The sequence below is a fragment of the Kribbella sp. NPDC004875 genome (genome assembly GCF_042873375.1).
Taxonomy (GTDB): domain Bacteria; phylum Actinomycetota; class Actinomycetes; order Propionibacteriales; family Kribbellaceae; genus Kribbella.
The window spans coordinates 332,450-357,709 of the sequence record NZ_JBIALI010000008.1; the positions used below are offsets into that span (position 1 = coordinate 332,450).

At 68.0% G+C, this 25,260-nt stretch carries 31 protein-coding genes and 1 tRNA gene; 16 read left to right on the plus strand and 16 right to left on the minus strand.

Features of this window, described 5'->3' with window-relative positions; translation table 11 throughout:
* Positions 1–49 precede the first annotated feature (49 nt).
* Positions 50–520 carry a redox-sensitive transcriptional activator SoxR gene (gene soxR / locus ACFYRH_RS37655; protein ID WP_387785054.1) on the plus strand — a complete coding sequence of 157 codons (471 nt, stop codon included), beginning with the start codon at positions 50–52 and terminating at the stop codon, positions 518–520.
* Positions 521–555: 35 nt separating this feature from the next.
* Here the strand turns inward: soxR and ACFYRH_RS37660 are convergent, their stop codons facing one another.
* Positions 556–1,518: a quinone oxidoreductase family protein gene (locus tag ACFYRH_RS37660; protein WP_387785055.1), complete on the minus strand. Its 963-nt coding sequence runs from the start codon at positions 1,516–1,518 to the stop codon at positions 556–558.
* Between the two features lie 270 nt (positions 1,519–1,788).
* On the opposite strand from ACFYRH_RS37660, the gene ACFYRH_RS37665 reads away from it, so the two are divergent.
* From ACFYRH_RS37665 to ACFYRH_RS37685, 5 genes are read left to right on the plus strand one after another with little or no spacing between them, the layout of a single operon-like run.
* Positions 1,789–3,063 (plus strand): ROK family transcriptional regulator, encoded by a 1,275-nt coding sequence (locus ACFYRH_RS37665; protein WP_387785056.1) that lies wholly within the window; start codon positions 1,789–1,791, stop codon positions 3,061–3,063.
* Complete coding sequence (locus ACFYRH_RS37670) at positions 3,047–3,865, plus strand: ABC transporter permease (protein ID WP_387785058.1); 819 nt, start codon at positions 3,047–3,049, stop codon at positions 3,863–3,865. Before ACFYRH_RS37665 ends, ACFYRH_RS37670 begins: the two co-directional genes overlap by 17 nt.
* Complete coding sequence (locus tag ACFYRH_RS37675) at positions 3,862–4,659, plus strand: ABC transporter ATP-binding protein (protein ID WP_387785060.1); 798 nt, start codon at positions 3,862–3,864, stop codon at positions 4,657–4,659. Before ACFYRH_RS37670 ends, ACFYRH_RS37675 begins: the two co-directional genes overlap by 4 nt.
* The gene (locus tag ACFYRH_RS37680; protein ID WP_387785061.1) at positions 4,659–5,666 is read left to right on the plus strand and encodes an aliphatic sulfonate ABC transporter substrate-binding protein; all 1,008 of its coding nucleotides are present in this window, start codon (positions 4,659–4,661) and stop codon (positions 5,664–5,666) included. Before ACFYRH_RS37675 ends, ACFYRH_RS37680 begins: the two co-directional genes overlap by 1 nt.
* On the plus strand, positions 5,663–7,150 hold the full coding sequence (locus ACFYRH_RS37685; RefSeq protein ID WP_387785062.1) for a sulfatase-like hydrolase/transferase: 1,488 nt from the start codon (positions 5,663–5,665) through the stop codon (positions 7,148–7,150). The genes ACFYRH_RS37680 and ACFYRH_RS37685 overlap by 4 nt, the downstream gene beginning before the upstream one ends.
* 39 nt (positions 7,151–7,189) lie before the next feature.
* Here ACFYRH_RS37685 and ACFYRH_RS37690 read toward each other — a convergent pair whose 3' ends face one another.
* Positions 7,190–8,311 (minus strand): hypothetical protein, encoded by a 1,122-nt coding sequence (locus tag ACFYRH_RS37690; RefSeq protein WP_387785064.1) that lies wholly within the window; start codon positions 8,309–8,311, stop codon positions 7,190–7,192.
* Positions 8,308–9,603: a family 43 glycosylhydrolase gene (locus tag ACFYRH_RS37695; RefSeq protein ID WP_387785066.1), complete on the minus strand. Its 1,296-nt coding sequence runs from the start codon at positions 9,601–9,603 to the stop codon at positions 8,308–8,310. The genes ACFYRH_RS37690 and ACFYRH_RS37695 overlap by 4 nt, the downstream gene beginning before the upstream one ends.
* A 171-nt stretch (positions 9,604–9,774) precedes the next feature.
* Here ACFYRH_RS37695 and ACFYRH_RS37700 point away from each other — a divergent pair, with 171 nt between their 5' ends.
* Positions 9,775–10,428, plus strand: a complete 654-nt coding sequence (locus ACFYRH_RS37700) for a dihydrofolate reductase family protein (RefSeq protein ID WP_387785068.1) — start codon at positions 9,775–9,777, stop codon at positions 10,426–10,428.
* Between the two features lie 9 nt (positions 10,429–10,437).
* Here ACFYRH_RS37700 and ACFYRH_RS37705 read toward each other — a convergent pair whose 3' ends face one another.
* Positions 10,438–10,749, minus strand: a complete 312-nt coding sequence (locus ACFYRH_RS37705) for a hypothetical protein (protein ID WP_387785070.1) — start codon at positions 10,747–10,749, stop codon at positions 10,438–10,440.
* A 122-nt stretch (positions 10,750–10,871) separates the two neighbouring features.
* Positions 10,872–11,228, minus strand: coding sequence for a YciI family protein (locus ACFYRH_RS37710; protein ID WP_387785072.1), 357 nt, complete (start codon positions 11,226–11,228; stop codon positions 10,872–10,874).
* 153 nt (positions 11,229–11,381) lie between these two features.
* Between ACFYRH_RS37710 and ACFYRH_RS37715 the strand changes: the two genes are divergently transcribed.
* The gene (locus ACFYRH_RS37715; protein WP_387785073.1) at positions 11,382–12,401 is read left to right on the plus strand and encodes an RNA polymerase subunit sigma-70; all 1,020 of its coding nucleotides are present in this window, start codon (positions 11,382–11,384) and stop codon (positions 12,399–12,401) included.
* Positions 12,398–12,814: a DUF6069 family protein gene (locus ACFYRH_RS37720; protein WP_387785075.1), complete on the plus strand. Its 417-nt coding sequence runs from the start codon at positions 12,398–12,400 to the stop codon at positions 12,812–12,814. The genes ACFYRH_RS37715 and ACFYRH_RS37720 overlap by 4 nt, the downstream gene beginning before the upstream one ends.
* On the opposite strand, the gene ACFYRH_RS37725 is transcribed toward ACFYRH_RS37720, so the two are convergent.
* Positions 12,807–13,538, minus strand: coding sequence for a class I SAM-dependent methyltransferase (locus ACFYRH_RS37725; RefSeq protein WP_387785076.1), 732 nt, complete (start codon positions 13,536–13,538; stop codon positions 12,807–12,809). The two genes, ACFYRH_RS37720 and ACFYRH_RS37725, sit on opposite strands and share 8 nt — an antisense overlap.
* A 79-nt stretch (positions 13,539–13,617) precedes the next feature.
* Positions 13,618–14,166: a GNAT family N-acetyltransferase gene (locus ACFYRH_RS37730; RefSeq protein WP_387785077.1), complete on the minus strand. Its 549-nt coding sequence runs from the start codon at positions 14,164–14,166 to the stop codon at positions 13,618–13,620.
* Positions 14,167–14,307: 141 nt separating this feature from the next.
* On the opposite strand from ACFYRH_RS37730, the gene ACFYRH_RS37735 reads away from it, so the two are divergent.
* Positions 14,308–14,865 (plus strand): dihydrofolate reductase family protein, encoded by a 558-nt coding sequence (locus tag ACFYRH_RS37735; RefSeq protein ID WP_387785078.1) that lies wholly within the window; start codon positions 14,308–14,310, stop codon positions 14,863–14,865.
* A gap of 9 nt (positions 14,866–14,874) precedes the next feature.
* Here ACFYRH_RS37735 and ACFYRH_RS37740 read toward each other — a convergent pair whose 3' ends face one another.
* Complete coding sequence (locus ACFYRH_RS37740) at positions 14,875–15,186, minus strand: EthD family reductase (RefSeq protein ID WP_387785079.1); 312 nt, start codon at positions 15,184–15,186, stop codon at positions 14,875–14,877.
* 168 nt (positions 15,187–15,354) lie between these two features.
* Between ACFYRH_RS37740 and ACFYRH_RS37745 the strand changes: the two genes are divergently transcribed.
* Complete coding sequence (locus tag ACFYRH_RS37745) at positions 15,355–15,642, plus strand: winged helix-turn-helix transcriptional regulator (RefSeq protein ID WP_387785080.1); 288 nt, start codon at positions 15,355–15,357, stop codon at positions 15,640–15,642.
* A 160-nt stretch (positions 15,643–15,802) separates the two neighbouring features.
* Positions 15,803–16,258, plus strand: coding sequence for a GNAT family N-acetyltransferase (locus tag ACFYRH_RS37750; protein ID WP_387785082.1), 456 nt, complete (start codon positions 15,803–15,805; stop codon positions 16,256–16,258).
* 131 nt (positions 16,259–16,389) lie between these two features.
* Here ACFYRH_RS37750 and ACFYRH_RS37755 read toward each other — a convergent pair whose 3' ends face one another.
* The gene (locus ACFYRH_RS37755) at positions 16,390–17,307 is read right to left on the minus strand and encodes a phosphotransferase family protein (protein WP_387785083.1); all 918 of its coding nucleotides are present in this window, start codon (positions 17,305–17,307) and stop codon (positions 16,390–16,392) included.
* 613 nt (positions 17,308–17,920) lie between these two features.
* Between ACFYRH_RS37755 and ACFYRH_RS37760 the strand changes: the two genes are divergently transcribed.
* From ACFYRH_RS37760 to ACFYRH_RS37770, 3 genes are all read left to right on the plus strand, one after another.
* Positions 17,921–18,388 (plus strand): tyrosine-type recombinase/integrase, encoded by a 468-nt coding sequence (locus ACFYRH_RS37760; RefSeq protein WP_387785084.1) that lies wholly within the window; start codon positions 17,921–17,923, stop codon positions 18,386–18,388.
* Positions 18,389–18,631: 243 nt separating this feature from the next.
* On the plus strand, positions 18,632–19,684 hold the full coding sequence (locus ACFYRH_RS37765) for a DUF1254 domain-containing protein (protein WP_387785085.1): 1,053 nt from the start codon (positions 18,632–18,634) through the stop codon (positions 19,682–19,684).
* Between the two features lie 856 nt (positions 19,685–20,540).
* Entirely contained in the window at positions 20,541–20,672 is a 132-nt protein-coding gene (locus ACFYRH_RS37770) for a hypothetical protein (RefSeq protein ID WP_387785087.1), read from the plus strand.
* Positions 20,673–20,759: 87 nt separating this feature from the next.
* Here the strand turns inward: ACFYRH_RS37770 and ACFYRH_RS37775 are convergent.
* The 6 genes from ACFYRH_RS37775 to ACFYRH_RS37800 all read right to left on the minus strand — a co-directional run bounded on the left by ACFYRH_RS37775 (position 20,760) and on the right by ACFYRH_RS37800 (position 23,529).
* Positions 20,760–20,832, minus strand: a tRNA-Ala gene (locus tag ACFYRH_RS37775).
* A gap of 614 nt (positions 20,833–21,446) precedes the next feature.
* A complete protein-coding gene (locus ACFYRH_RS37780) occupies positions 21,447–22,091 on the minus strand; it encodes a histidine phosphatase family protein (protein ID WP_387785088.1) in 645 nt (214 codons plus the stop codon).
* Positions 22,088–22,519 carry a ribosome silencing factor gene (gene rsfS / locus ACFYRH_RS37785; protein WP_387785089.1) on the minus strand — a complete coding sequence of 144 codons (432 nt, stop codon included), beginning with the start codon at positions 22,517–22,519 and terminating at the stop codon, positions 22,088–22,090. The genes ACFYRH_RS37780 and rsfS overlap by 4 nt, the downstream gene beginning before the upstream one ends.
* An 8-nt stretch (positions 22,520–22,527) precedes the next feature.
* On the minus strand, positions 22,528–23,145 hold the full coding sequence (gene nadD, locus ACFYRH_RS37790) for a nicotinate-nucleotide adenylyltransferase (protein WP_387785090.1): 618 nt from the start codon (positions 23,143–23,145) through the stop codon (positions 22,528–22,530).
* An 8-nt stretch (positions 23,146–23,153) separates the two neighbouring features.
* Positions 23,154–23,312, minus strand: coding sequence for a hypothetical protein (locus ACFYRH_RS37795; protein ID WP_387785091.1), 159 nt, complete (start codon positions 23,310–23,312; stop codon positions 23,154–23,156).
* Positions 23,313–23,400: 88 nt separating this feature from the next.
* Entirely contained in the window at positions 23,401–23,529 is a 129-nt protein-coding gene (locus ACFYRH_RS37800) for a hypothetical protein (RefSeq protein WP_387785093.1), read from the minus strand.
* 144 nt (positions 23,530–23,673) lie between these two features.
* On the opposite strand from ACFYRH_RS37800, the gene ACFYRH_RS37805 reads away from it, so the two are divergent.
* A complete protein-coding gene (locus ACFYRH_RS37805; protein ID WP_387785094.1) occupies positions 23,674–24,123 on the plus strand; it encodes an Lrp/AsnC family transcriptional regulator in 450 nt (149 codons plus the stop codon).
* On the opposite strand, the gene ACFYRH_RS37810 is transcribed toward ACFYRH_RS37805, so the two are convergent.
* Positions 24,056–25,255 (minus strand): MFS transporter, encoded by a 1,200-nt coding sequence (locus tag ACFYRH_RS37810; RefSeq protein WP_387785095.1) that lies wholly within the window; start codon positions 25,253–25,255, stop codon positions 24,056–24,058. The two genes, ACFYRH_RS37805 and ACFYRH_RS37810, sit on opposite strands and share 68 nt — an antisense overlap.
* Positions 25,256–25,260 lie beyond the last annotated feature (5 nt).

Genomic DNA, 25,260 nt, shown 5'->3' on the forward strand with positions numbered 1-25,260 from the left:
GGCAAGTCATTGACCTCAACCATGGTTGAGGCCATACCGTCGTGCCACGATGGACAAGCGCGTGGACACCAACGTTCCCTTGGCGATCGGCGAAGTGATCCGGCGAACCGGCGTACCGGCGTCCACGCTGCACTTCTACGAGCGCAAAGGCTTGATCCACTCCTCGCGCAACGCCTGCAACCAGCGCATCTACGCCCGCCACATGCTGCGCCGGATCTCGCTGATCATCGTCGCCAGGCGCCTCGGCGTACCCCTGTCCGACCTGAGCGTCGTCTTCGCCGGCCTCCCGCAGGATCACGCGCCGACCCACGCCGACTGGCAGCGCATGTCCCGCGCCTGGAAACGCCAACTCGAGGCGCGTCGCCGAATCCTCGAAGACCTGGAGCACGAACTGACCGGCTGCATCGGCTGCGGCTGCCTGTCGATGAGAGCCTGCGCGCTCCTGAATCCTGATGACACGTTGCGGGTGCAGGGCCCGGGCCCCGTGCGCTTGCAGCAATCGCCGCGGCGCGAGGGCTGATCCCCAGCCTCTCCGGACCCAGGCCTGTCCTCGGACTACGGGAACAGGAGCAGCTTGCCGGTGGTACGGCGGGATTCGAGGTCGCGGTGCGCCTGTGCGGCGTCCGCGAGGCGATACCGGCCACCGATCCGCGGCGTCAGCCGGCCCGACCGGACGAAGTCGAAGACCTCGTTCGTCCGGCGGACCAGCGCCGCGCGGGTCGGCACGTGGTCCGCGACCGCCGGATACGACAGCAGGATGCTGTTCGGCAGCTCGGCCGGATTGAACGTCGGGTTGCCGATCAGTACGCCGTAGTACACATGGACGCCGTGACGCCGCAGCGCGAGCTGCGACGAGTGGAAGGTCGACGCACCCGCACCGTCGTACACGACCTCGGCTCCCGCTCCCCCGGTCAGCTCCCGGACGCGATCCTCGAAGCCACCACCGCTCGACACCAGTACCTGATCGGCGCCCGCCTGCTTCGCCGCCGCGACCTTCTCCGCGCGCGACACCAGGCCGATCACGGTGCCGCCACGCGCCTTGATCATCTGGGTCAGCATCGATCCGACGCCACCCGCGGCAGCGTGCACGACGGCAGTGTCACCAGGCCGGATCGCATACGTCTCGGTGGTGAAGTGGTTGGCGGTCAGGCCCTGCATCAGCACCGCCGCAGCCGTCTCGTCGTCGATCTCGTCGGGCACCCGCACCAGCGAGTCCGCCGGAATCGCGACCTGTTCGGCGTAGCTGCCACGGTGGTAGTACCAGGCCACCCGATCGCCGACGGTCAACCCGTCCACCCCGGCACCCAGCGCGGTGACGACGCCCATGCCCTCCACGCCGAGCACAGCCGGAATCGACCAGGTGCGCACCGGCATCCTCCGGACACCGGTGTCCATGTAGTTCACCCCGGCCACCCGCACCCCCACCACGACCTCACCAGGTCCCGGCACCGGATCAGGCAACTCCGTCCAGGCCATCACTTCCGGACCGCCGTACTCGCGGACGAACATCCCGTGCATCAAAGCCTTCTCTCGTTCGGATCTCCGCGATCGAACGTAGGCCGCAGAAAATGGACCGGCAAGTACAGAACGGTCGTCGGGTCAGAACCACGGAGTCGTCTCCTTCGCTCCGCGCTCCAGCACGAGGACGGAGGCGCCGGCGAGCCCCACCTCACACGCGAGGAACACCCCGACAGGTCCGGCACCGGATTGCGTCAGGGTTCGGCAGAATCCCGAAAGTTTTTTGTCGGACTGTTGACGGAAAAATTCCGGGTTCTTAGCGTCACGGGCGTGCAGACGCAGCCAGGAGTTCAGGCACTCGTGCGGAGGACCCACGAAGAACGGGTCCTCCAGGTGCTGCGTGCGCAAGGCGCGCTCAGCCGGAACCAGATCGCCCGCGCGGTCGGCCTGTCCCGTACGACGCTGTCCGAGATCACCGGGAGCCTGCTGCAGCGCGGCGCGATCGTCGTGATCGACACCGACGCCGCGGATCGGGAGGGCAGTGGCCGCCCGGCGGAACGGCTCGCACTGGACCCGGCGTCCGGCCAGTTCATGGGCGTGGACTTCGGTCACCGCCGGGTCCACGTCGTCGTCGCGGACGCCTCGCACGAGATCGTCGCGTCTGGATCGGACCGGTACGAGGATCGCGTCGACTGGCCCACCCGGCTCGAGGTCGCGTTCGAGCTGCTCGAACGACTCAGCACGCAGTACGGCGTCCACTACGGCGCACTGCAAGGTGTCGGCATCGGGATCCCGGGACCGTACTCGGGCAAGCCGGACGTCCGCGGCTTCCCGTCGCACCGCGCGGCGGCGGACGGGTTCCACGAGGCCTCGGTCGACGAGGCGTTCTGCGAGCGGTTCGGTGCGGCCGTGATCGTGGACAACAACACCCGGCTGGCGGCGTTGGCCGAGGCGATCTTCGGCGAGAAGGCGATCGAGAACCTGCTGTACGTGCGGCTGTCCGACGGCGTCGGCGGCGGACTGGTGGTGGGCGGCCGCCTGGTCTCCGGTTCTGCCGGTCTCGCGGGCGAACTCGGGCACGTGACCGTGCACGCCGACGGCGAGCGGTGCCGGTGTGGCAAGACCGGCTGTCTCGAAACCGTCGCGTCGGCCCCGGCGATCCTCGCCGCCTGCCGAACCGCGGGCCTCGCCGTCGACACCCTCGACGACCTGGCGACCGCCGTGGCCCGCTCGCACCCGATCGCCGACCGCGTACTGCGTGACGCCGCCACCGCGGTCGGCAAGGTGCTGGCTGCGGTCGGGATGGCGCTGAACCCGTCCGAGATCGTCATCGGCGGCGAGATCACCCGGATCGCGCCGGTGATCGTCCAGCAGGCCGCGGCGACCGTCACCTACGAACTCTTCCCGGGCGCCCCCTCCCCCGGCGTCCGGGCGGCGTACCTCTCCGACGACGACGGCGCCCTCGGTGCGCTGGCCGCCGTCTTCCACAGCTCGCCGCTGCTGGCGGGCTACCCCGAAACGCCGGCACCGGCCGGCACAGGTTCGCGGACGGTGGTCCGTCCGCGCACCGCGACCCAAGGAGTGGCCGATGGCCGTCGTCAGTGATCAGACAGCCCGCGGCGCCAAGCCGCGCGACCGGGCCGGCGGCAGAGCCCGGGCCCGAGCCGGCGGCCTTCCGCTGCTGCTGAACGCGATCTCCATCGGCCTCGGCATCGCGGTCTGGTGGATCCTCGCGCTCGCCGGGCTGAAGCTGCCGACACCGCCCGAGGTGGTCTCGCAGGCCGCGACCCTGATCGGCAACGGCACCCTGGGCAAGGACGTCCTGGCCAGCCTGACCCGCGTCCTGATCGGCTTCGCGCTCGGCACCGCGGTCGCCGTACCCGTCGGCTTCCTGATGGGCTGGTACGCCGTCCTGCGCGGGCTGGTCGAGCCGTGGATCCAGTTCTTCCGGACCGTCCCGCCGCTGGCGATCATCCCGCTGGCCATCGTGCTGATGGGGATCGGCGAGGCACCGAAGATCTTCGTGATCTTCCTGGCCGCGTTCCTCGCCTGCGTGATCTCGACGTTCCAAGGGGTCGTCAACGTCGACAAGACGCTGATCAACGCGGCCCGGGTCCTCGGTTCGAGGGACGCCGGCATCTTCGCCCGGGTGGTGGTCCCGGCGTCCACGCCGTTCATCCTGGTCGGCATGCGGGTCGGGCTCGGGTCGGCCTGGGCCACCCTGGTCGCCGCCGAACTGATCGCCGCCCAGCAGGGCCTCGGGTTCCGGATGCAGAACGCGCAGCTGTACTACGACCTGCCGACGATCTTCGTCGGCCTGATCTCGATCGGCATCCTCGGCCTGCTGATGGACCGGCTGCTGCTGATGGCCGAACGCCGACTCACCGGATGGCAGGAGCGCCGATGAAGATCTCTGTGCAGTCGGTCACCAAGACCTTTGCCCTTGGCAAAGACACCTTCACCGCGCTCGACCAGGTCTCGCTGGACATCGCCGGCAACGAGTTCATCACCGTGGTCGGCCCGTCGGGCTGTGGCAAGAGCACGCTGATGAACATCCTCGCCGGGCTCGAGGAACCGACCGCGGGACGCGCGCTCGTGGACGGCGTACCGGTGTCCGGGCCGGGTCCGGAGCGCGGCGTGATCTTCCAGCAATACGCGCTCTTCCCGTGGCTGACGGTCCGCAAGAACGTCGAGTTCGGGCTCAAGACCGCCGGTGTCCGCAAGAACGAGCGGCGGGAGCGGGCGCAACACTTCATCGACATGGTCGGGCTCAGCGACTTCGCCGACGCACTCCCGAAGATGCTGTCCGGCGGGATGCGGCAGCGGTGCGCGATCGCCCGCGCGTACGCCGTGAACCCGTCGATCCTGTTGATGGACGAACCGTTCGGGGCGCTGGACGCCCTGACCCGCGTCACGTTGCAGGAGCAGCTGCTGCAGACGTGGAGCCAGGAGCAGCGCACGGTCATGTTCATCACCCATGACGTCGACGAGGCGGTCTTCCTGGCGAACCGCGTCGTCGTGATGGCCGCGCGGCCGGGGCGGATCTACGACGTGATCGACGTCGACCTGCCCTATCCCCGGTCGGAGGAGTTCCGGCTCAGTCCCGAGTTCGCCGATCTGCGCAACCGCGTCTGGCACTCCGTCTATCACCAGGACGGCCGCACCGCGGCCGACTCCGCAACGATCCAAAGGACCCCCTGATGACCTTCTCGCACAAGCTGACGGCGCTCGCCGCCGGAGCAGTTGCCCTCACGCTCGCTCTCGCCGGTTGCGGCGGATCCGATGACAAAGCGGCGGACGGCGGACCGCTGCAGGAGGTGAACTTCGGCTACATCGCGGACTACAACGGCACCAGCCTGCTGGCGATCGCGAACGACCAGAAGCTCTGGCAGAAACACGGCCTGAAGGCGAGCACCAAGGTGTTCACCAACGGCCCGCTGCAGATCCAGGCGCTCGGCACCGGCGACCTCGACTTCGGCTACATCGGTCCGGGCGCGTTCTGGCTGCCCGCGTCCGGCCAGGCGAAGGTGATCGCGATCAACACCCTCGGCAACGCGGATCGGGTGATCGCCCGCTCCGGCACCGACTCGATCGACCAGCTCCGCGGCAAGACCGTCGGCGTGCCGGAGGGAACGTCGGGTGACATGATCCTGACGCTCGCGCTGAAGAAGGCCGGGATGACCAAGCAGGACGTCAAGGTGGTCAACATGGACGCCTCGACGATCGTGTCGGCGTTCGCGTCCAAGAAGATCGACGCGGCCGGCTTCTGGTACCCGGCGATCGGCACCATCAAGAAGCAGGTCCCGGACCTGACCGAGCTCGCGAAGAACTCCGACTTCGAGTCCCAGGTCTCCTTCCCGACCGCGTTCGTGGCCGGCAACAAGGTGGTCACCGACCAGAAGGACAAGACCGAGAAGACGATCGCCGTACTCCGGGAGGCGATGGCCTACCGTTCCGCGAACATGGACAAGTCGATCGAGCTGACCGCGAAGATGCTGAACGTGCCGGTGGACCAGGTGAAGGCCGACGCGGGCAACGTCAAGGTGCTGTCGGTCGACGAACTGGACGCCAAGACCAAGGACGGTACGATCGACAAGTGGCTGAACGGCATGGCCGACTACTTCGTCCAGGCCGGCAAACTGAAGACCAAGGTCGACCCGAAGACGTACTACACCGGCGACCTGTTCACCGCGGCGGGGGCCAAGTGACCGACCGGAAGAACATCCTGTTCCTGATGACCGACCAGCACCGGGCGGACACGCTCGGTGCCTACGGCAACAACCTCGGCACCACCCCGCACCTGGACGAACTCGCCCGCACCGGGACCCGCTTCGACCGCTGGTACACCCCGACGGCGATCTGTACGCCGGCCCGTGCCAGCCTGCTCACCGGGCAGGCCCCGTTCCGGCACAAACTGCTGGCGAACTACGAGCGCAACGTCGGCTACCTGGAGGACCTGGGCGAGGGGACGTTCACGTTCTCGCAGGCGTTGCGCGACGCCGGCTACAACTGCGGCCTGATCGGCAAGTGGCATGTCGGGACCAACAAGTCGGCCGGTGACTTCGGCTTCGACGGTCCCGACCTGCCAGGCTGGCACAACCCAGTCGATCATCCGGACTACCTCGCGTATCTCGAGGAGCGGGGACTCCCGCCGTACGAGATCTCGGACCGGATCCGCGGGACGCTGCCGAACGGCGGGCCGGGCAACCTGCTCGCCGCCCGGCTGCACCAGCCCGTGGAGGCGACGTTCGAGCATTACCTCGCGACGCGGGCGATCGAGACGCTCGAGCGGTACGCCGCCGACGGTGCGCAGCCGTTCTTCCTGGCACTGCACTTCTTCGGCCCGCACCTGCCGTACATCCTGCCCGACGAGTACTTCGACCTGATCGACCCCGCGCAGGTCGAGCTGCCGCGGTCGGTGGCCGAGACGTTCCAGGGCAAGCCGCCGGTGCAGAAGAACTACAGCGCGCACTGGACATTCGACACGATGCCGATCGAGACCACCCGCAAGCTGATCGCGATCTACCAGGGGTACGTCGCGCTGATCGACTTCGAGATCGGCCGCGTGCTGGCGAAGATGCAGGAGCTCGGTCTCGTCGACGACACCGCCGTGTTCTTCACCTGCGACCACGGGGAGTTCACCGGTTCGCACCGGCTGCACGACAAGGGCCCGGCGATGTACGAGGACATCTACCGGACGCCCGGTCTGCTGCGCGTCCCGGGTCAGCCGGAGGGCGTCGTACGGGACGAGTTCGTCAGCCTGCTCGACTGTACGGCGACGATTCTCGAGCTGGCCGGGGTCGACCCGAAGCCCGCGACGGACTCGCGCAGCCTGCTCCCGCTGATGGGTGACGAGCCGGCCGAGTGGGACGACGACATCGTGTGCGAGTTCCACGGGCACCACTTCCCGTATCCCCAGCGGATGCTGCGCACGGACCGGTACAAGCTGGTGGTGAACCCGGACTCGGTGAACGAGCTCTACGATCTCGAGCTCGATCCGGACGAGTTGCTGAACGTGTACGAGCACCCGGAGCAGACGGCGGTCCGGTCACGGATGATGCGTCGGCTCTACACGGTACTGCGGGATCGTGGCGACAACTTCTACCACTGGATGACGTCGATGTACGACGTGGGCGAGGTAGGTTACGACCCGACCATGAGCGGGCTGGACGAGACGACGTACAACGCCTGAAGTACCCGTGGGCCCCTGCACAGGGGCCCACGGGTTCGTTCACTGCAGGGCGCGGAAGTCGTTGATCCAGGCGTAGCCCGGCGCCAGCCCGTTGCCGCCCGGTTGCACGGTCAGCGGCGCGTAGACGCAGTTCAGCAGCCACGGCACCTTGGTGGCGCTCCAGTTCGCCGTCATCGACGGGATCTGCCGGAAGCCGTACGTCGCCACCGCGAGCCGGCCCGTCGCGCGGAAGAGTTGCATCTCGTCGCGCAGGAAGTGCTTCTTGGACTCGAACCACGGGCTGCTCGAGAGGAACTCGTTCCACTTGTGTGACGGGAACGGGTTCTTGATCGCGTCACCGATCACCTGCCAGACCTGCGTATCGGCGGCGTACCCGTAGCGCTTGGCGAAGGTCGCGGGAATGGTGTCCTTCAGGTGCTGCTGCCAGTACCAGACCAGGGAGAACTCGGTGACGAGGAACGTCTGCTCCGGCCGGAGCTTGGGCAGGACGTAGTCGAGGAAGGCCTGCGTGGCGGCCTCGTCGGGGATGTGCGGGTGCAGGTCGACGCCCTCGAGTTCGGGCGTCTCGCGGACGAACCGCAGGTACCGCTCGGCGGCCGGCGTCTGGTTCTGCGGCAGGTCGAGGCGGTTCATCGCGCCCATGTACAGATGGGTTTTCGTCGCCTTGTTCTTCTCGATGACGTGGCGAGCGACGGTTTCGTAGAACTCGTTCAGCCGGGCGTCGCGCTCGGCCGGCAGGCTCTCGATGAAGGGTTCGTTGCCGATCGTGACGACGTCGGCGACCCCCAGGACGAACGGCAGGACCCGGTCCAGGCGAGCCAGCTCGGCGGCCATCTCCGGGCTGCCAGGCGCCGGGAAGGAGGCATTGTTCTTCGGGAACTTCAGACTGAGCACGGTCTTGTAGCCGCGGTCGTGGGCGTCGCGGATCGCCGTGAGGGTCTTGCTGTTCTCGGGCGGCGTGGTGTCGGCCTCGGGGAGCGCATAGAAGCCGCGGATCCAGGTGGCGTGCGCCGACTTCAGCTCGCGGTAGTTCACCTGGTCCAGGTTCTCGTTGAAGTTGGCGCCCAGGGCACCTAGTGCGGGCAGTGAGGGCGCCGGAGCGGCGGCCGCTTGGCCGCCGCTCACCAGGATCAGCGCAGCGATAATGGCTACGAGCCTCACGCAGGCCTCCGACGCTGGACGTACAGCCGGTTGCTCTGCGGCCCGGTCCATTCCATCCGGACCACCCCGGGTACGGCGGCGTCACCGCTGCGGGACGGATCCGCCCAGTACCCGAAGGCCGGGTTGCGGAAGAACGTGGCCCACAGCTGGCCGGAGACGTCCTGGAACACGTTGTTGTGACCGGCGCCGACGCCGGCCGTCCAGCGGTGCGAGTACGGGCCCTCGAAGTGGTCCGAGACCGCCATGACCAGGTCGTACTGGTACTGCGTGCGTCCAGTTCCGGGCGGGTCGTAGGCGTTGCGGGTACTTCCGTCCGGGTTGGTCGACGCGCGGTCCCAGGCGGCGTGCATGAGGTAGTACTTCCCGCCGTACTTGAAGACGTAGGCGCCCTCGAGGTACGGCTCCGGGCTGTACGGACTCTGCTGGAACAGCGGCAGGTTGGTGGTCGGGACGATGTCCTCCATGTCGTCCCGGAACGGCGCGTACAGATTGTTGTGCAGGACGAGCCACGCCTGGTCGCCCTCGGAGTACAGGCCGCCGTCGATGTGGTGGTACGCACCGGGCTTGATGAACGCCGGGCCGCCGATGAACGAGTCGCCGAACGGCTTGTCGTAGTTGCCCTCGGCAACGCGGTACGGACCCTCGACGCCGCCTTCGCTGATCAGCAGGAACGAGCCGACCTTCTGTGAGTGGTCGCCCATACAGGCGACGATGTACCAGGTGCCGCGGAAGTAGTGGATCTCGGGCGCCCAGACGTTCCCGCGCTTGCCGAACTGGCCGTGGTCGTCCCAGTACTCCTGCCAGGGCGCGACCACGGTACGGCCCGGCGTGTTCTCGCCGGCGAACTCGGGTGACCAGACCTTGCCCTTCTCGGCATCGCGGATCCCCGTGGTGTCCGCGAGCCGCCACGGGCCGCGCAGGGAGTGCGCGGTCCAGACGAAGATGCCGTCGTTCCACGGTCCGGCGGCGGGGAGGCCTGGTGCGCGCGTCGTACCGGTCGCGACGTACAGGGGCTGCCCGTCGACGATGAAGCAGTTGACGTAGGTGTCGCGCATCCACACTCGTTGTTCGTCACGAGGGCGCTGCTCGAGTGGTAGCACGAAGGAGTTGTCGTCCCGCGGCCACAGATCGAGCCGGGTGTCCGCGACGCCGTACGGCTCGCCGTCGGGCCAGGCCGCCGGGTAACGCCCGGGCGCCGCGTACGCCGTACCTCCGGACAAGGCCGCGGCGCCCGCGACCCCCGCCATGCCGGTCAGGACCGCTCTCCGCCTGAGGTGCGGACTGTCGTTCATCCTCGCGTCCTCCTTCGCCGGGACACCCTGCCCCGCCCGGGGCCACGGTAATGAGACTCATTTCGACACTGAACCCGCGACAAAAAGGTTCTTCGCCGGTGCGGTGTCAAGATGGCCGTGGTGGCTCCGACCTGCTCGTGACAACACCTTCGAGTCGCTAGGAGTGCTCAGATGTCCAAGGTCCGTATCCACAACTTCGCGATCTCCCTCGACGGGTTCGGCACCGGCGAGGGCCTGTCACTGGAGGCACCGTTCGGGCACGCCGGCGAACGCCTGCACGACTGGTACGTCGGCACTCGCACGTTCCACGCCATGGACGGCCTCGAGGGCGGCACGCTCGGCGCCGACGACGCGTTCGCCAGTCAGCACGGGCAGGGCATCGGCGCCGAGATCATGGGCGCCGGCAAGTTCGGCCCGCCGGGCTGGCAGGACGACCCCGACTGGAAGGGCTGGTGGGGCCTGAACCCGGTCTTCCACTCGCCGGTCTTCGTGCTCACGCACCGCCCGCGGCCGCCGATCGAGATGGCGGGTGGAACGACGTTCCACTTCCTCGACGCCGCCCCCGCCGACGCCCTGGCCGAGGCGCGCAAGGCCGCGGACGGGGCCGACATCCGGCTCGGCGGCGGCGCGACGGTGATCCGCGAGTTCCTCGCCGAGGGCCTCGTCGACTACATGCACGTGGCCCAGGTCCCGATCCTGCTCGGCCGCGGCGTCCGCCTCTGGGACGGCCTCGAGGGCCTGGAGTCCCGCTACGACATCGAGCCCGTCTCCACCCCGACCGGCATCACCCACCTGACCTTCACGCGCAAGACGGGCGCGGCCTAGCGGCCGCCGCTACAAACGGTCGTAGTGGGACGGCGGGAACGGGTGGCGGTCGGTCAGCGGGTAGATCTCGCCCTCGGCCTCCTCGTGGCGGAGTTCCGCCTCGGCCTCCTGGTACTCCTCGGTGTCGCGGAGGTCGGTCGGGACCGGGTCGTCGGTCGCCGGAGGTACGTCGTCCGGGTCGTAGGCGTCGATGCCGGCCTCCACCCGTTCCTGCTCGGTACGGCGGGCCAGCTCGTCGTCGTTCGGGCTCGTCGGCGCACCACCGTGCTCACGCCGGTCGCGACGGGCATCCTCGGACGTCTCGAAGGGTTCGTCGGTCATCGTTCCTCCTCAATCACACCCAGCCCACGGTACGCACGGACGGCCCTCGCGAACAGCACCCGCCGTACGATCGTCGCTGTGACCGACGACGTCATCAGCAAGACGGCACCCGGAACCGTGGCTCAGGCGGTCTGAGCCGGGTCGTCGAGGAACTCGCGGAGGTCCTGCGCGCACCGGCAGGCGACCGCGTTCTTCGAGGCCCACACCAGGGCCGTCTCCCGGTCCGGTACGTCGACGATCATGAAGCCGCCGATGAGCTCCTTACTCTCCGGGTACGGACCGTCGACGACCATCCCGTCGCCTGCCACCACGACATGGTCCACGTCGTCCCCGTAGTCGAGCCCGCCGCTGAACACGTACACGCCGGCGTCCTTCGCCTCCTGGACCACCGCATGGGAGTCCCTGCCCACGACCGGCCAGTCCTCCTCGGTGAAGTGGTTCATCGCGCCGTTCTCGAACGAGATCAGGTACTTCGGCATCACGTCGCTCCTTGTCCCGGCAACCGCCCTCCGGCCACCTCTCACCCCCGCCACGAACGCGTCGCCCGGAATCCGACAGCGGCTGGTGATGAGTTCTCGCGCCCGTACCCGTCATACCTACAACGGCACATGATCGGACGGAAGGACGAGGTTATGGTTACGGACACGCGGCTGAAGGGGCACACCGTGAACAGTGCAGGCGGGAGCAGCCTGAGCGGCGGGCGTCTCGGGGCGGTTGACGAGGCGGCGTTCTCCGGCTTGGCGGAGCGGCACGGGCGGGAGCTGCATGTGCACTGCTACCGGATGCTCGGGTCGTTCCAGGACGCCGAGGACACCGTGCAGGAGACGTTCCTGCGCGCCTGGCGCCGGCGGGAGACCTTCGAGGGCCGCTCGACGTTCCGCGCCTGGCTGTACCGGATCGCCACCAACGCCTGCCTCGACCTGCTCGCCGCACGCCGCCCGGAGCCCGCAACCGACGGCGAGGTGCCGTGGCTGCAGCCGTACCCGGACCAACTCCTCGACGAGCTACCCGCGGACCACGCCGACGAGCCGGAAACCGCCGCCCTCGCCCGCGAGACGATCGAGCTGGCGTACCTGGTAGCGGTACAGCACCTCGCGCCGCGCCCCCGCGCCGTACTGATCCTGCGCGACGTACTTGGCTGGCCGGCGAAGGACGTCGCAGACCTCCTCGGCGACTCCGTCAACTCCGTGAACAGCGCACTCCAGCGAGCCCGCGCCGGCTTGCGGGAGCACCTGCCCGCCGAGCGACAGGACTGGACCGGCACCGACGAGGACACCAGCACCCGCGACCTGGTACGCCGCTACACCGAAGCCAGCGTGACCACGAACATCGACGTACTCGCCGCCATGCTGCGCGACGACGTCCGCTGCTCGATGCCACCCACACCCGGGCTGTATGTCGGCCGCGACGCTGTCGTGAGTGACTGGCGCGAGAGCGGCTTCGAGGGGATGAAGGGCCTGCGCGCCGTCCCGACATCGGTGAACCGGCAGCCCGCCGTCGCGTTCTATCTCCTGCAGGACGACACCTACCTGCCGCTGACGATCGACGTCCTGCGCATCACGGGCGGGGCGATCGCGGAGATCACCACGTTCCACGCGGACCAGTTCCCACGACTCGGACTCCCGGCGCGCCTCACGCCAGATGCCGAATGAACGCCACCGGGGTCGTCGCAGGCCGTGGTGTCCGTGGGCTCGTCCGGACCGGCGTCATCGCCGCCCTCGCCACAATGCTGGCCGTCACGCTCGTCGCTGCGCTTGCCCAAGCCGTCGGGGTCGACTTCGAGATCCCCGACGGTGGCGAATCCATCCCGGTGGCCGGGTTCGCCGTGGTAACGGGCTTCTTCTCACTCGTGGGCGTCGTCATCGCCGTCGCGCTACGCCGCTGGACCGCGCGCCCCGCCGTACCGTTCCTGCGGACGACCGCGGCACTGACCGCCGTCTCGTTGGTTCCGCCCACCATCTCCGGGGCCAACGCCACGACCGTTACCGCTCTGCTGGCACTGCACCTCGTCGCCGCGGGCGTGATGATCCCCGCGCTGACGAGCAGCCTCCGACGGCCTAGTTGACGCGGCGGGCGAGGTGCACGGCGATCTCGGCGTCGACCTCCACGGTCTCGGGGAGGACCTCGAGAGTGCGGCGGAAGACCTCGGCCCGGTCGGCCGGCGCGAGCATCACGTACGCCGAGACCGTCGAAAGCTGCCCGATGTAGTTCTCAGCACTCATCGTCAACCGCCGATCGATCACCGCCTGCCGAACATCGGTGAACCACTCGGTCTGCTGGAGCTCCGTGCCGGGCCATTGCATCGGGCGATCCGCGGGCGTGCCGTCCGGCGACGGTACGCCGTCCTCCCCCAGGTACGGCGCCCGCGCAACCCGCGCCGCCTCGCGCAGGTCCGGGTCGGCCAGCCCGATCGGCACACCGAACGACGCGAACACGCCACCCGGCCGAACGAGCCTGGCCATCCGCTCCCACCGCCCTGCGGGATTGGTCCAATGCAGCGCAGCGGCCGAGTACACCAGGTCGTACGACGAATCCAGCGGCAGGTCCTCGAACGCGGACTGCACCGGCGTGACGTTCGCCGGCAGGCGCTTGCGCAGCTCCGCGAGCATCGCCCCGTCCGGCTCGGTCGCCGTGACCGCGATCCCACCCCGCGCGAACAGCCGCGTCGCCTTACCCGTCCCCGCACCGATCTCGAGCGCGGTCGCGACCGGCGTACCGGCGTACCCCGTCACCAACTCGAGCAGCTCCACCGGATACCCCGGCCGAAACCGCTCATAAGCCTCCGCCACAGCCCCGAAACTCAACGCCCGCACAACCATCCCAGCATCCTGACATCCCCCACCCCGGCACCGCCCACCATTTTCCACTTCAGGCGAGGGTCGGATCGAGGTCTCGTACGCCGAACCATTGCTCGGCCTCGAACTCCGTGAACCGTTCGACTTCAACAAAGCCCAGACGACCTGCGAGTCGCACCGACCGCTCGTTGGCGGACTGAGTACAAAGCACGACGGGCTCCCCTGGAAGAACCTCCGCCACCCACTGCAGGACGGCACTCACCGCCTCTGTCGCGTACCCACGACCCCAGAACTCCGGCAGAAAGGTGTAGCTGACTTCAAGTTCTTCACCCTCGGGCCGCACATGACCAGGCCTGCTTCGGTCACGTCGGTTCACGCTGACAGCACCGATGAACCCGTTCTCGGCCTCAACCGCAAACACTCCGGTCCGCCTCCCCGGCACGTCCGGCACAGCCTCCTCAATCTCGGCCCGAGGACGCGCCCCACCCAAGTACCGCCGCACCTTCCCCGACGCGAGCAACTCGACAAACCCATCCCGATCCCGCGCCTCGGCCTCCCGCACCACCAGCCGCGCCGTCCGAACCATCTCCGGCGGCCAAGCCGCAATCACCAAGTCAGCCACCCACCCATCCTGCCAACAACCGGTACCACGACTCGGACCATGGCGACGCGGTTCAGCGGGATTGCTGCGGCCCTGTGTCCTTCGCTGAAGCGGTGCGCGAACGACAGACGTGCCGCCGTACCGGCGTTAAACTCGCCGGGCATGGGACTCCTCACCTTCAGCCTCAACCTGACCCTGGATGGTTGCGTCGATCACCGGGAAGGGATCGCCGACGACGAGACGCATGCCTACTTCACCCGTCTGATGGACGAGGGCGGTGCGATGCTCTGGGGTCGCGTCACCTACGAGCTGATGGAGGATTACTGGCCGGCCGTCGCCCGCGGTGACATTGAGGCGCCGCCGGCCCTGTACGAGTGGGCGGTCAAGCTCGACGCCAAACCGAAGTACGTGGTCTCGTCGACGCGCACGGACTTCCCGTGGACCAACAGCCACCACATCGCCGGCGACCTGCGTGCGGGCGTCCAGAAGCTCAAGGACGCGACGCCGGCCGGAGTCCTCCTCGGCAGCGGCAAACTCGCGACCGAACTCGACCGGCTGGACCTGATCGACGAGTACCAGCTGCTCGTGCATCCCCGGATCGCCGGCCACGGCCCGACCCTGTACGAGGGCGGTCTGCCCAGCACACGCCGGCTCGAACTGCTCTCAGCGCAACCACTCCGCAACGGCGCGGTAGCTATGCACTACCGCCGCGCCGCCTGAGGGCCGGACTCAGCAGGTGCCGTTCTGCACCGCATAGTCGAAGACGACGACACCACCGGTGGCGTAGTTGGCGACATCGGCAGACACCCGCAGGCCCTGCGGGGACGACCTCGCGGCAGTCATTGCCGCAGCGTCAGCGAACTCGGCCTCGAAGACCGCGAAGTACGGCGTCTCGCCCTGCGCCGCCGCCACCTCGAAGCTGTAGCGCCACGCGAGCAGGCCCGGCATCCGCGCCACCAGCGGCAGGTGTTTGCTCACGTAGTACTCGCGGAAGTGGTCGGGATCGACCGGTTCGGGATACAGGACCATCAGCTTGTGCACAACAACCTCCGTCAAGTGCCAACCGACTCGGGAAGCGCTTCGAAAATCGAATCACTCCAACTCACGATAGTGTGTCTGATATCGAAGCAGCAAGAGGGGACGGTACGACGGATGGCGGCACCCAGACCCGGACGCGCGGTCCGAGGCTCGAGCACCGGCCGGCCACTGATGGCCGCCCTCGACCTGTTCGGTCGTAGGTGGAACCTACGGATCATCTGGGAACTGCACCACGGGCCGGTCGGTTTCCGCGCACTGCGGGAACGCTGCGACAACATGTCCTCCAGCGTCCTGCGCCAACGCCTGACCGAACTACTCGACGCCGCCCTGGTCGAGCAACATCCAGACACCACCTACGCCCTCACCGACCTAGGCCACGGCGCCTTCCGCGCCCTACGCCCCCTCACCCGCTGGTCCACCAACTGGGCCGCCACCCTCAACCCCGAGGACCCCCACTAGCGCGCGCCGTCAAAGCACCAGTGCCCTTCGGAGCCTGTTATCAGCCACATCGCCGGCAAGGCAGCGTGACGTCAGTGGATCGCGATGACTAGTGCCTACCTCAGCCCCGACGTTCGCGCTCATGGGGTCCAGGCGCCGCGTCGATCGGTAAGTTGATGCGGTGATTGACGCCATCCGAGTGCGCGCAGCCGAGGCTGCCGATGCTGTGACCGTCGCGCGGCTTCAGCAGGCAATGGATCGCGAGCTGGGCGCCGTTGAGGAGGCGGGGTTCATCGACCGCTTTGCAGCGGTGTGGCTCGCGGATCTGGACCGCCGTCCCACGTGGCTCGCTGAGCGTGATGGGCATGCGATCGGAGTCCTTGTGCTGATCGTGGTCGACAATCTGCCCCGGCCCGGTCAGCCTCGCAGACGCTGGGCGCACGTCTCACTGGTCTTCGTTGACAGTGCAGCTCGAAACGCCGGTGTAGGACGTCTGCTGTTGAACGAGATGCTGGCCTGGGCCGCTGCCAACGGAGTTGGCCGAGTCCAGCTCAACGCGAACAGGAACTCGGCCCGCCTGTACCGAAGGGTGGGCTTCGACCGCGCTCCTGACCGACTCATGGAGCTGAGGCTGTGAGGCGGTGGCCGGCGCTGACCGAGTGGGGCAAGCGATGGACAGCATCCTGCCCCGAAACCGTCAGTCACTCAGCCCATGCAAAAGGCCGGTGTCCCAAAGAGAGCAGCGTCGATTTCTGCACGCGCGACCACTTATGACCACTGACTGAGAGCGGCGCGAAGGAAAGCGTCGCGCCTTTCGGTGACGGCAGCGGCGTCCAGGACGCTACCGTCGTCGGCGAATCCCGTCCAACCGTCCATCACTGTCGGCGTGTTCAGCGCGGCCACGGCATCCCAGTAGGGCACGCCGACCGCCTCCCGGCCCGCCTGCCGCTCCCAGCCCTCCAACACATGGGACGCCGCGTCCTGGCCGTACTGAAGGGTCATCTGCATCCGCAGGCTGCCGAGATCGACGCCCGGATCACCAGCCCCGGCTGTATTCCAGTCGATCAGCGCAACGCAACGGTCACCCTCCCACAGCATGTTGCCGCCCCAGGCGTCACCATGCACGAACACCGACGCGCCTGCCGGCATCTCGTGCGACCTGACCCGCTCGTCGGCCTGCTGCAGCAAAGGTGTGGTCGGCATCAGGCCCCGCCGGCGTTCATCGGCCCGATCGTCGACGGCGCACGGCCGCGGCCGGTATGGCAAGTGGGCTTGCGGAACCAGCTTGAAGGCGTGGACCCTGGCAAGGGCCGCTCCCGCTTCGCGGAGCCGGGCGACCGAAACCGTCGGCGAGAGACCGGCGCTGCCGGGCAGGAAGGTCTCCAGGGTGGCGACGGTTCCGCTCGCCTTCCCGTCGAGATCCGCAGCGACCAGCCGCGGCGCGGCCAGGCCATGAGTCTCGGCCAACTGAAGCGCGCGTGCGTTCGTCATCACCCACGCGGCAGCGATCCATCCCCGGACAGGGACCTTCAAGATCACGTCCCTGGGCCGGGCCGCCGGTCCTTCGATTCCCAGGCGGAACGTGCCCGAAGGGCGGTGCCCGCCGCGGGTCAGGCCCTCGGACGAAACGACGCTCGTCCCGCCAACCGCCTCGGCCGCCCAGCGCAGAACCTGGTCATTCGGCATCTTGCCTGTGTGTGCTCTTGCCATTTCATTACGTTATGACGCAGCAGTGGCTTTCCCAACACACAGTTAGAGACGCTGATTCGTCTCATACAAGAAATAGAACTGGTCGGCCCCGATCCTGCCCTTCTCGGCGCGCTTCACGTGCATGGCCCTCAGCAGGGAAGTTCGCGCCGGCTGCGCTGTACGTCGGCTACACCGCAGCCGGGAAGCGGAGGCGCATCACCACTAGCGCCAAGACGAAGACCGAGGCGAAGGGCAAACTCAAGGAGAAGCTGAAGGAGTTGAGAATCGGGCCGCGCTCGACTCGAAGGGGTACACCCTTGCGCAGGCGGTCAAGGACTGGTTTGCCTACGGCCTGCACTCCAAAGGACCCACGACCGTCAAGAACCTTAGGAGCCTCGCGGACAATCACGTCATTCCAGCGGTGGGCGCACGCAAACTCCGTGAGCTGTCGGCCGATGATGTAGACGAATGGCTCGCGGACAAAGCCGAACGCTTGAGCACGGACACCTTGCGACGCCTGCATTCGATCCTCCGGCGATCACCCGTGCGCAGGCCCGGAAGAAGGTTGAGTACAACGTCGTGTTGCTGTGCGAGATCCTGACGGGCACCGGTGGCCGACCGTCGAAATCGCCTACTTCTGGAGCAGGCGCGAGCCCTGAGCGCAGCCGCCGAACACTCACCGATGCGGGCGTACATCGTGGTCTCGCTGCTGACCGGCGCGAGAACCGAGGAGATGCGCGCCCTGACCTGGACACACATCGATCTCGACGGGAGTCCGACAGCCGATCCACCAGCACCACCGTCCCTTGAAGTGTGGCGATCCGTCAGGGAGGACGGCGACACGAAGACAAGGAAGTCCCGCCGAACATTGGAGCTGCCGAACCGACGCGTGCACACGCTGCGGGACCACCAGGAGCGCCAGGAGGTACGGCGGAAGGCGGCCGGGAAGCGGTGGCGTGAGCACAACCTCGTGTTCGCATCGGAGGTCGGCACTCAGCTTGACGCGGCCAACGTACGTCGGGCATTCCGCAAGGTAGCCAAGGCAGCCGGTCTTCCGAGGTGGGAAACCGGCCTCTGACCTGCGGTGGAGCTTAGGGGATCGAACCCCTGACCTCTTCCATGCCATCACACCGGACCACCGGACGGCGGCTGAGATGCCTCGGACTCCCGTCTCAAGGTCCGTGGTTGTCCGGCGCTGTATCACTCTGTTGTCACTCAGTTAGTCACTCACGACGACCGCTGCCGCAGGCTCTGGACCCGACTTCGGTCAGGCTAGTGCGCTCTGAGGCTCAGGTGATGAGGGCGAGCGCGGGCGCGCTCAGTGAAATTCTTCCCACCCCTGTGGCAAGCAGTCGGCCGAACGTCGAGCGTCTGCGGCTCGGATCGCCCGCGGCGGGTGATGTGTGGCGGCGGCAGGGCGGAAACCCTCAAGGGCATGACTAGTGTGCGGGTTGGTGTGGACAACTTTGTCCGGGCTGAGACGGATCGGATGTTTGGCGATCTGCAGCGGGACTCGGGTGGGATCAACAGGTTCAGCCACAATCGGGAGCCGGCGCCGGTCGACCGGCAGACGGTTATCCGGATGAATCGCGACACCCTTTACAGCTTTGCGATTGTGGACATCTCGGCCGGGGCCACAATGACGGTTCCGGACAGTGGGGAGAGGTATCTGTCGATGATGGTGGTGAACCAGGACCACTACATCAACCGAATCTTCCACGATCCGGGCGATTACGAGTTGACGGTCGCGGCGTACGACACCCCGTACGTGGCAATCGCGGCCCGGGTACTGGTCGATCCCGCAGACCCCGGCGACCTCGCCGCGGTCTCGGCACTGCAGGACCAGTTCGGGCTGAAGGCCGGGTCGGCGCGACCGTTCGTGGCTCCCGACTACGACAAGGCGAGCTTCGACGCGACCCGGGGCGCGGTGCTCACCCTGGCCAAGGGTATGTCGCGATTCGACCACGCGTTCGGCTCGAAGGATGAAGTCGACCCGATTCGGCATCTGCTGGCTACCGCCGCCGGGTGGGGAGGCCTGCCCGATCGCGAGGCGTCGTACGTCGGAGTCGAACCGGGTCTGCCCGTGGGCGAGTACACCTTGACGGTGCGCGATGTACCCGTCGATGCGTTCTGGTCGGTGTCGGTGTACAACGCTGACGGGTTCTTCGAGCCCAACGATCTCGGCGTGTACAGCGTCAACAGCGTCACCGCGCAGCCCGAGGCGGACGGCTCGGTCGTCATCCATTTCGGTGGCTGTGGCGATGGTGTGCGCAACTGTGTGCCGATCACCGACGGCTGGAACTATGTCGTTCGCCTCTACCGCCCCCGCGCCGAGATCCTCAACGGAACCTGGACCGTCCCGGCAATCGACTAGCGGCAGGCGTCTCCGCGAGCCGCGCCGCGCGGACCCACACGATCTTGACCGGCGACCCCTCCGAAGACCTCTTCACCGTCTGCACAGAAGCCAGAGAGTCCCTACGGCTCCCACTTGTGCGCACATCCAGCGACTCCGCCGAACAAGCCCCCAGGTCAGCGGCCCACGGCCGCACCCGGCAAGACAACATGACCGAAGTCAGGGACTCACGACGACCGCTGCCGCAGGCTCTGGACAGCGATCATCCGGGATGCCGTCAGCCGCAAGGGCGCCGCCCCAGCCGTCCACTGCAGGTCACGCCGGGGACGGCTTCCCCCCCAACAACCTGGACAAGCCGTCCGCATTCGTTGCCGACAGCCCATGTCACACGACGACGGAACCCACACCCACCCACCTGCGAGACCGCATGGGGAGCGATTCGATGACGGCCGATATGGCGACGTTGACCGAACTCCCGCCCCGGTTCCGTACCGGGTCGAAGACGTGGTGACCATCCTCAACCTGAGCAGGATGTCGTCGGCTCGTACCTCATCAGCTCTTTCGATTTCGTATGTGGTCTGCAGTACGTGACTGCTCCTGACCACGGACTCACGTTCTCGTCTGCCTCTCTTGCCCGGTCAGCGGCCGAGTACGCGAACAAAGCGTCTTGGGTTGCAGCCGATGACCTCAGCACAGGTCAGCGAGCGCACGGGCTCTCTTCAAGGACGTGAACCCGGAGCAAGGAGCGAGGGACTACAGGCGCCTGTCCAACGCTGCCCACGGGAGCCTCCTCTCGACGATCGTCAGCCGTCGATCGGTGACCATCGGCTCGCCTCAACATGTTGCAAAGGGATGATGGCGCGTATTGGCGGCTTGCATGTACGGATACCGCGCCGCCGTCCGGGTGTACGCCCTTCAGGGTCAGCTCCAGCCCGAGAACATGCTCAAGACCGGCGAAGTGCTCGATCATTACCTCGGGATCTACAACCGGTCCCGGGCGGCCGCCTGAGGCAACCGCATCCCTCGGCGGACGCTAGTCACTCAGGTCATGCAAGAGGCCGGTCTCCCGAGTGGGAAACCGGCCTCTGACCTGCGGTGGAGCTTAGGGGATTCGAACCCCTGACCTCTTCCATGCCATGGAAGCGCGCTACCAACTGCGCCAAAGCCCCGCGGTGTCTTGCGGACTCGGAAAGCTTAGCGGATGAGTGCCTGCAAAGAAAAATCGGTTCCCTCGTGGGGCTGATGTGGTCCGCACCACGTGTAGCCGGCGGGTCCGGGGCTGCCGATGATGGGGGCTGAGGACAGGAAATGGTGACTGGACACAGGTTATTGCCTGTCTCCAGTCGCCACTCCCTGTCGCCAGGCACCACCGCCGACCATGCCGCCACCAACGACCGCCGGCAAAGTGGCGCGCCGCTTGGGCGGGACCCGCCGCAGTTGATCGCAGAGCGCGAGACGCCGCGAAGCAATCCGCGCGCCGGCCGGAGGCGGCTAGAAGAACCGCAGCCGCGCAGCGGTGTCGTTGGGGCGGGAGTCGGCGCGGTGGAGAGCCGCGTGCGCGGGCCGTGGAGCGCCGCGTGCGCGGGCCGTGGAGCGCTGCGCGCGCGCCGTGGAGCGGTGGAGCGCTGCGCGCGCGCCGTGGAGCGGTGGAGCGCCGCGCGCGGGCCGTGGAGCGGTGGAGCGCCGCGCGCGCCGTGGAGCGGTGGGCGTGGCGGCGGGCGGGCGGACGGGCGGACGGGGGGACTGTCGCCGTGGAGCGGTGTTGTTTGGGGGGCGGGGTGGGTCAGCGTTGGGGGTCGTCGCTCATTACTGGTTCGGGGAGGGAGCCGGCGTTCCATTCTTCGATGCGCCAGCCGCTGCGACCGGGGAGGAGGGAGACCCAGTTGCAGTTGGAGAGGCCGCCGAAGGCCGGCCAGTTCGCCTTCGGGATGCCGAGGAAGAGGCAGATGCCGACGCGGGCGGCGAGGCCGTGGGTGGCGACGACGGTGGTGTCTTCGGGCGAGCCCTGTTCGGCGATGCGTTCCAGCGCCTTCGAGAAGCGGGAGGCGACTTCTTCGACGGTTTCGCCGTTGGTACCGCGTCGTTGGGGTTCACCGCTCCGGATCCGGGCGGCTGCCTCGGGGTTGATCGCGGCGAGTTCGGACATGGTGAGTCCGGCCCAGTCGTCGACGTCGATCTCGCGGAGTGCCTCGTCGTACTCGATCTTGAGGCCGGTCAGCGCGGACAGTTCACCGGCGGTGGACGCGGCGCGCTGGAGGTCGCTCGCGAACAGTCGCGTCGGCGCGAGTGCGGCGAGCCGGGCAGCTGCGGCGCGGGCCTGGCCGATGCCGACCGAGTCGAGCGGGATGTCGGCCTGGCCCTGGATCTTGTCCTGCAGGTTCCACTCCGTCCGGCCGTGCCGCCAGACGATCAACCGGCCCGCGGTCATTCAGCGGACGCCGGAGCCGAGCCCGAAGCGGACGCAGACGCGGACGCCGAGCCGGAAGCGTCCGGGACGGCGGACGGCAGCGGGATGACCGGGCAGTCGCGCCACAGGCGCTCGAGGGAGTAGAACGCGCGCTCCTCGTCGTGCTGCACGTGGATGACGATCTCGAGGTAGTCGAGCAGTACCCAGCGGCCTTCCCGGGCGCCTTCGCGGCGGACCGGCTTGGCGTCGAAGTCGACCCGGAGCTTGTCCTCGATCGCGTCGACGATCGCGCGGACCTGACGGTCGTTGGAGGCGGACGCGACCAGGAACGCGTCGGTGATCGCGAGCTGCTCGGACACGTCGAAGGCGAGGACGTTCTCGGCCTTCTTGTCGTGCGCCGCCTCCGCGGCCGCGGTCAGCAGCTCGATGGCGCGTTCACTGGCAGGCATAAAACGTCCTAACGGTTGGTGTAGAGCTCACGCTTGGCGATGTACTGGACGATGCCGTCGGGCACCAGGTACCAGGTCGGGTTGCCCTTGGCGACCCGGGCCCGGCATTCGGTCGACGAGATCGCCAGCGCCGGCACCTCGAGCAGCGTGATCCGGTCCATCGGCAGCTGGTCCAGCGGCAGCTCGAGCCCTTCGGTCCCGGGGCGGGTGCAGCCGACGAACTGGGCGAGCTTGAACATCTCGTCCACGTCCCGCCAGGTAAGGATCTGGGCGAGCGCGTCGGCGCCGGTGATGAAGAACAGTTCGGCGTCCGGGTACAGCTTGGACAGGTCGCGCAGGGTGTCGATGGTGTACGTCGGCCCGGGCCGGTCGATGTCCACTCGGCTGACCGAGAACCGTGGGTTCGACGCGGTCGCGATGACGGTCATCAGGTACCGGTCCTCGGGCGGGGAGACCTTCCGGTCCGACTTCTGCCAGGGTTGGCCGGTCGGGACGAAGATCACCTCGTCGAGGTCGAAGTACGCCTGCACCTCGCTGGCGGCGACCAGGTGTCCGTGATGGATCGGGTCGAACGTTCCGCCCATCACACCGATACGTCGTACCCGCTCCACCGCAGCCATGCCCATCGCGCCGCTCAGCTGTGCGGCCGGCCCTTGCCCATGATGACGGTGACGGCCAGCAGCAGGACGAGCACGAACAGGGCGAACCCGCCGTACCACCACTTGGAGATGTGCGAAGCCTCGACCGTGGCTTCGGTGATGGCCGCCACCTGCGGCACGAGGATCGAGAACATGGTGCAGAGCCTATCTCGTACCGCCCGGAACGACAGCGACCGGTGGCCCCGGGACACACACCGAGGAACACCGGTCGCGGAAATGAGGTCAGCTGTGGCGGACGTGACGGGTCAGCAGCCGGCGCCACGCGGACGGTACGGCGTGCGCGCGGCGGGCCTGTGCCGCGACTCGGTGCCGCTCGTCGATGTGGGCACGGGCAACGTCGGGGGTGATCATGATTCCTTCACTGGGTTGGTACGGCGGAGCCGGGGTGGACTGACCCCGGTACTTCAAATTATACGAGATCAACTACGCTCTCACAAACGAATTAAAGGCTGAAGACATTCCCAGCCTTAGAATCTGCGGTGAACAGGAGGAGTCATGGACGCAATCGATCGGCAGCTGATCGAAGCGCTCCGGCTGAACGGCCGCTCCAGCTGGGCCGAGCTCGGCCGGGTGGTCGGCCTGTCCGGCCCGAGTGTCCAGGAGCGGGTCCGCCGGCTCGAGGAGCGCGGCGTTCTCCTCGGGTACCGCGCGGTCGTCGCGCCGGACCAGGTCGGGCTCGGCACCAGTGCGCTGATCGGGCTCTTCCAGCGCGACGACGTGGAGACCGACGACATCGTCGAGCAGGTCCGCGAGATCGAGGCGGTCGAGGACTGCTGGTTCGTGGCCGGCGACCAGGAGCTGGTGGTAAAGGTGCGGGTCGCCGACGTGACCCAGCTCGAGGCGGTTGTCGGCTCGCTGCGCCGCGTGAACGGCGTGGTCAGGACGCGGACGACGGTTGTGCTGTCGACTCGCTGGGAAGGCCGTCCCGCGCCGCTGCCTGAGTGAGCAGGAGTACGGCGCCCGCGGCGAGCGCGAGCGCTGCGGCGACGGGGTACAGCAGGCGTGGCGCGTGCTGGTACGTCGCACCGCCGATCGCCGGTGCGAGGAACATCCCGCTGATCGACGCGGCGGCATACAGGCTGGAGTAGCGCCCGACCATCCCCTCGGGCGCGGCGTCGGCCACGTGGGCGGTAGCGGTCGGCTTGTAGAGCATCTCCCCCGCCGTCATCACGACGATCGCCAGCGCGGCCCCGGCGAGCGCCGGCCAGACCCCGACGATCGCGAGTCCGACGCCGATCAGGGCGAAGCCGGTCGCGATCACCCGGGTCGCGCGATGGCCGCCGAGGCGTACGGCGAGTGGCGCCTCGAACAGCACGATGACGACGGAACTGGCCCCGAGCAGTACGCCGTACGAGACGGCCGGCGTCCCCGCGTCGCGCAGGAGGAGCGGCATGGTCGCGAAGATCTGCCGGTACACGGTGTCGACCACGACGATCGTCACCAGCACCATCACGACCGCGCGGTCGCGGAGGACGGCTGTCCACAGACCGGCCGTCGAGGCGGTTGGCGTACGGCGGGCGCTCGGGACCCACCGCCAGACGATCGCGGCCATCACCAGGCTGGTGACCGCGTCGACGGCGAAGACCAGCGCGAAGTCGTAGGTCGCGAGCAGACCGCCGAGCGGCGGGCCGATCGTGAAGCTGGCATTGGTCGCGGTGCGGGACAGCGCGATGCCCTCGCGGCGCCGCTCGGGCGGGAGCGTGCTGGTGACGAGGGCGCTGAGGTTAGGGCGTCCCGCTCCGCCGAAGAGGCCGGACAACGCGGCGACCACAGCGATCGCCGGCCCGGGCACGAACGGCATCGCCAGACACGAGAACGCCCACAGCAGTTGACTCGCGACCGCCGCCGTACGCAGGCCGAAGCGGTCGCCGAACCACCCACCGCCAAGGTTGCCGCCGAGCAGACCGACGCCGTACGCCGCCGCCGCGAAACCGGCCTGCTGCGCCGACATCCCGCGGTCCTCGACGAGGTAGAGCGTCAGGTAGACCCAGGCGAGCGCGCCGGCGCCGTTGACCAGTTGGCCGACCATCACGGCCCTCAGCCAGGTGGGCAGTTCCGCGATCCGGCGCCAGTACATGTCTG

What these genes read in the sequence shown, in the direction of transcription:
- nadD (WP_387785090.1), bottom strand. Translation starts at nt 23,145, where the DNA reads ATGGGCATGGCTGCGGTGGAGCGGGTACGACGTATCGGTGTGATGGGC.
- ACFYRH_RS37710 (WP_387785072.1), bottom strand. Translation starts at nt 11,228, where the DNA reads ATGCCGAAGTACCTGATCTCGTTCGAGAACGGCGCGATGAACCACTTC.
- ACFYRH_RS37720 (WP_387785075.1), top strand. Translation starts at nt 12,398, where the DNA reads ATGAACGCCACCGGGGTCGTCGCAGGCCGTGGTGTCCGTGGGCTCGTC.
- rsfS (WP_387785089.1), bottom strand. Translation starts at nt 22,519, where the DNA reads ATGCCTGCCAGTGAACGCGCCATCGAGCTGCTGACCGCGGCCGCGGAG.
- ACFYRH_RS37695 (WP_387785066.1), bottom strand. Translation starts at nt 9,603, where the DNA reads ATGAACGACAGTCCGCACCTCAGGCGGAGAGCGGTCCTGACCGGCATG.
- ACFYRH_RS37670 (WP_387785058.1), top strand. Translation starts at nt 3,047, where the DNA reads ATGGCCGTCGTCAGTGATCAGACAGCCCGCGGCGCCAAGCCGCGCGAC.
- ACFYRH_RS37770 (WP_387785087.1), top strand. Translation starts at nt 20,541, where the DNA reads ATGTACGGATACCGCGCCGCCGTCCGGGTGTACGCCCTTCAGGGTCAG.
- ACFYRH_RS37795 (WP_387785091.1), bottom strand. Translation starts at nt 23,312, where the DNA reads ATGTTCTCGATCCTCGTGCCGCAGGTGGCGGCCATCACCGAAGCCACG.
- ACFYRH_RS37680 (WP_387785061.1), top strand. Translation starts at nt 4,659, where the DNA reads ATGACCTTCTCGCACAAGCTGACGGCGCTCGCCGCCGGAGCAGTTGCC.
- ACFYRH_RS37700 (WP_387785068.1), top strand. Translation starts at nt 9,775, where the DNA reads ATGTCCAAGGTCCGTATCCACAACTTCGCGATCTCCCTCGACGGGTTC.
- ACFYRH_RS37755 (WP_387785083.1), bottom strand. Translation starts at nt 17,307, where the DNA reads ATGCCGAATGACCAGGTTCTGCGCTGGGCGGCCGAGGCGGTTGGCGGG.
- ACFYRH_RS37800 (WP_387785093.1), bottom strand. Translation starts at nt 23,529, where the DNA reads ATGATCACCCCCGACGTTGCCCGTGCCCACATCGACGAGCGGCACCGA.
- ACFYRH_RS37805 (WP_387785094.1), top strand. Translation starts at nt 23,674, where the DNA reads ATGGACGCAATCGATCGGCAGCTGATCGAAGCGCTCCGGCTGAACGGC.
- ACFYRH_RS37810 (WP_387785095.1), bottom strand. Translation starts at nt 25,255, where the DNA reads ATGTACTGGCGCCGGATCGCGGAACTGCCCACCTGGCTGAGGGCCGTG.
- ACFYRH_RS37660 (WP_387785055.1), bottom strand. Translation starts at nt 1,518, where the DNA reads ATGCACGGGATGTTCGTCCGCGAGTACGGCGGTCCGGAAGTGATGGCC.
- ACFYRH_RS37735 (WP_387785078.1), top strand. Translation starts at nt 14,308, where the DNA reads ATGGGACTCCTCACCTTCAGCCTCAACCTGACCCTGGATGGTTGCGTC.
- ACFYRH_RS37675 (WP_387785060.1), top strand. Translation starts at nt 3,862, where the DNA reads ATGAAGATCTCTGTGCAGTCGGTCACCAAGACCTTTGCCCTTGGCAAA.
- soxR (WP_387785054.1), top strand. Translation starts at nt 50, where the DNA reads ATGGACAAGCGCGTGGACACCAACGTTCCCTTGGCGATCGGCGAAGTG.
- ACFYRH_RS37715 (WP_387785073.1), top strand. Translation starts at nt 11,382, where the DNA reads ATGGTTACGGACACGCGGCTGAAGGGGCACACCGTGAACAGTGCAGGC.
- ACFYRH_RS37745 (WP_387785080.1), top strand. Translation starts at nt 15,355, where the DNA reads ATGGCCGCCCTCGACCTGTTCGGTCGTAGGTGGAACCTACGGATCATC.
- ACFYRH_RS37780 (WP_387785088.1), bottom strand. Translation starts at nt 22,091, where the DNA reads ATGACCGCGGGCCGGTTGATCGTCTGGCGGCACGGCCGGACGGAGTGG.
- ACFYRH_RS37705 (WP_387785070.1), bottom strand. Translation starts at nt 10,749, where the DNA reads ATGACCGACGAACCCTTCGAGACGTCCGAGGATGCCCGTCGCGACCGG.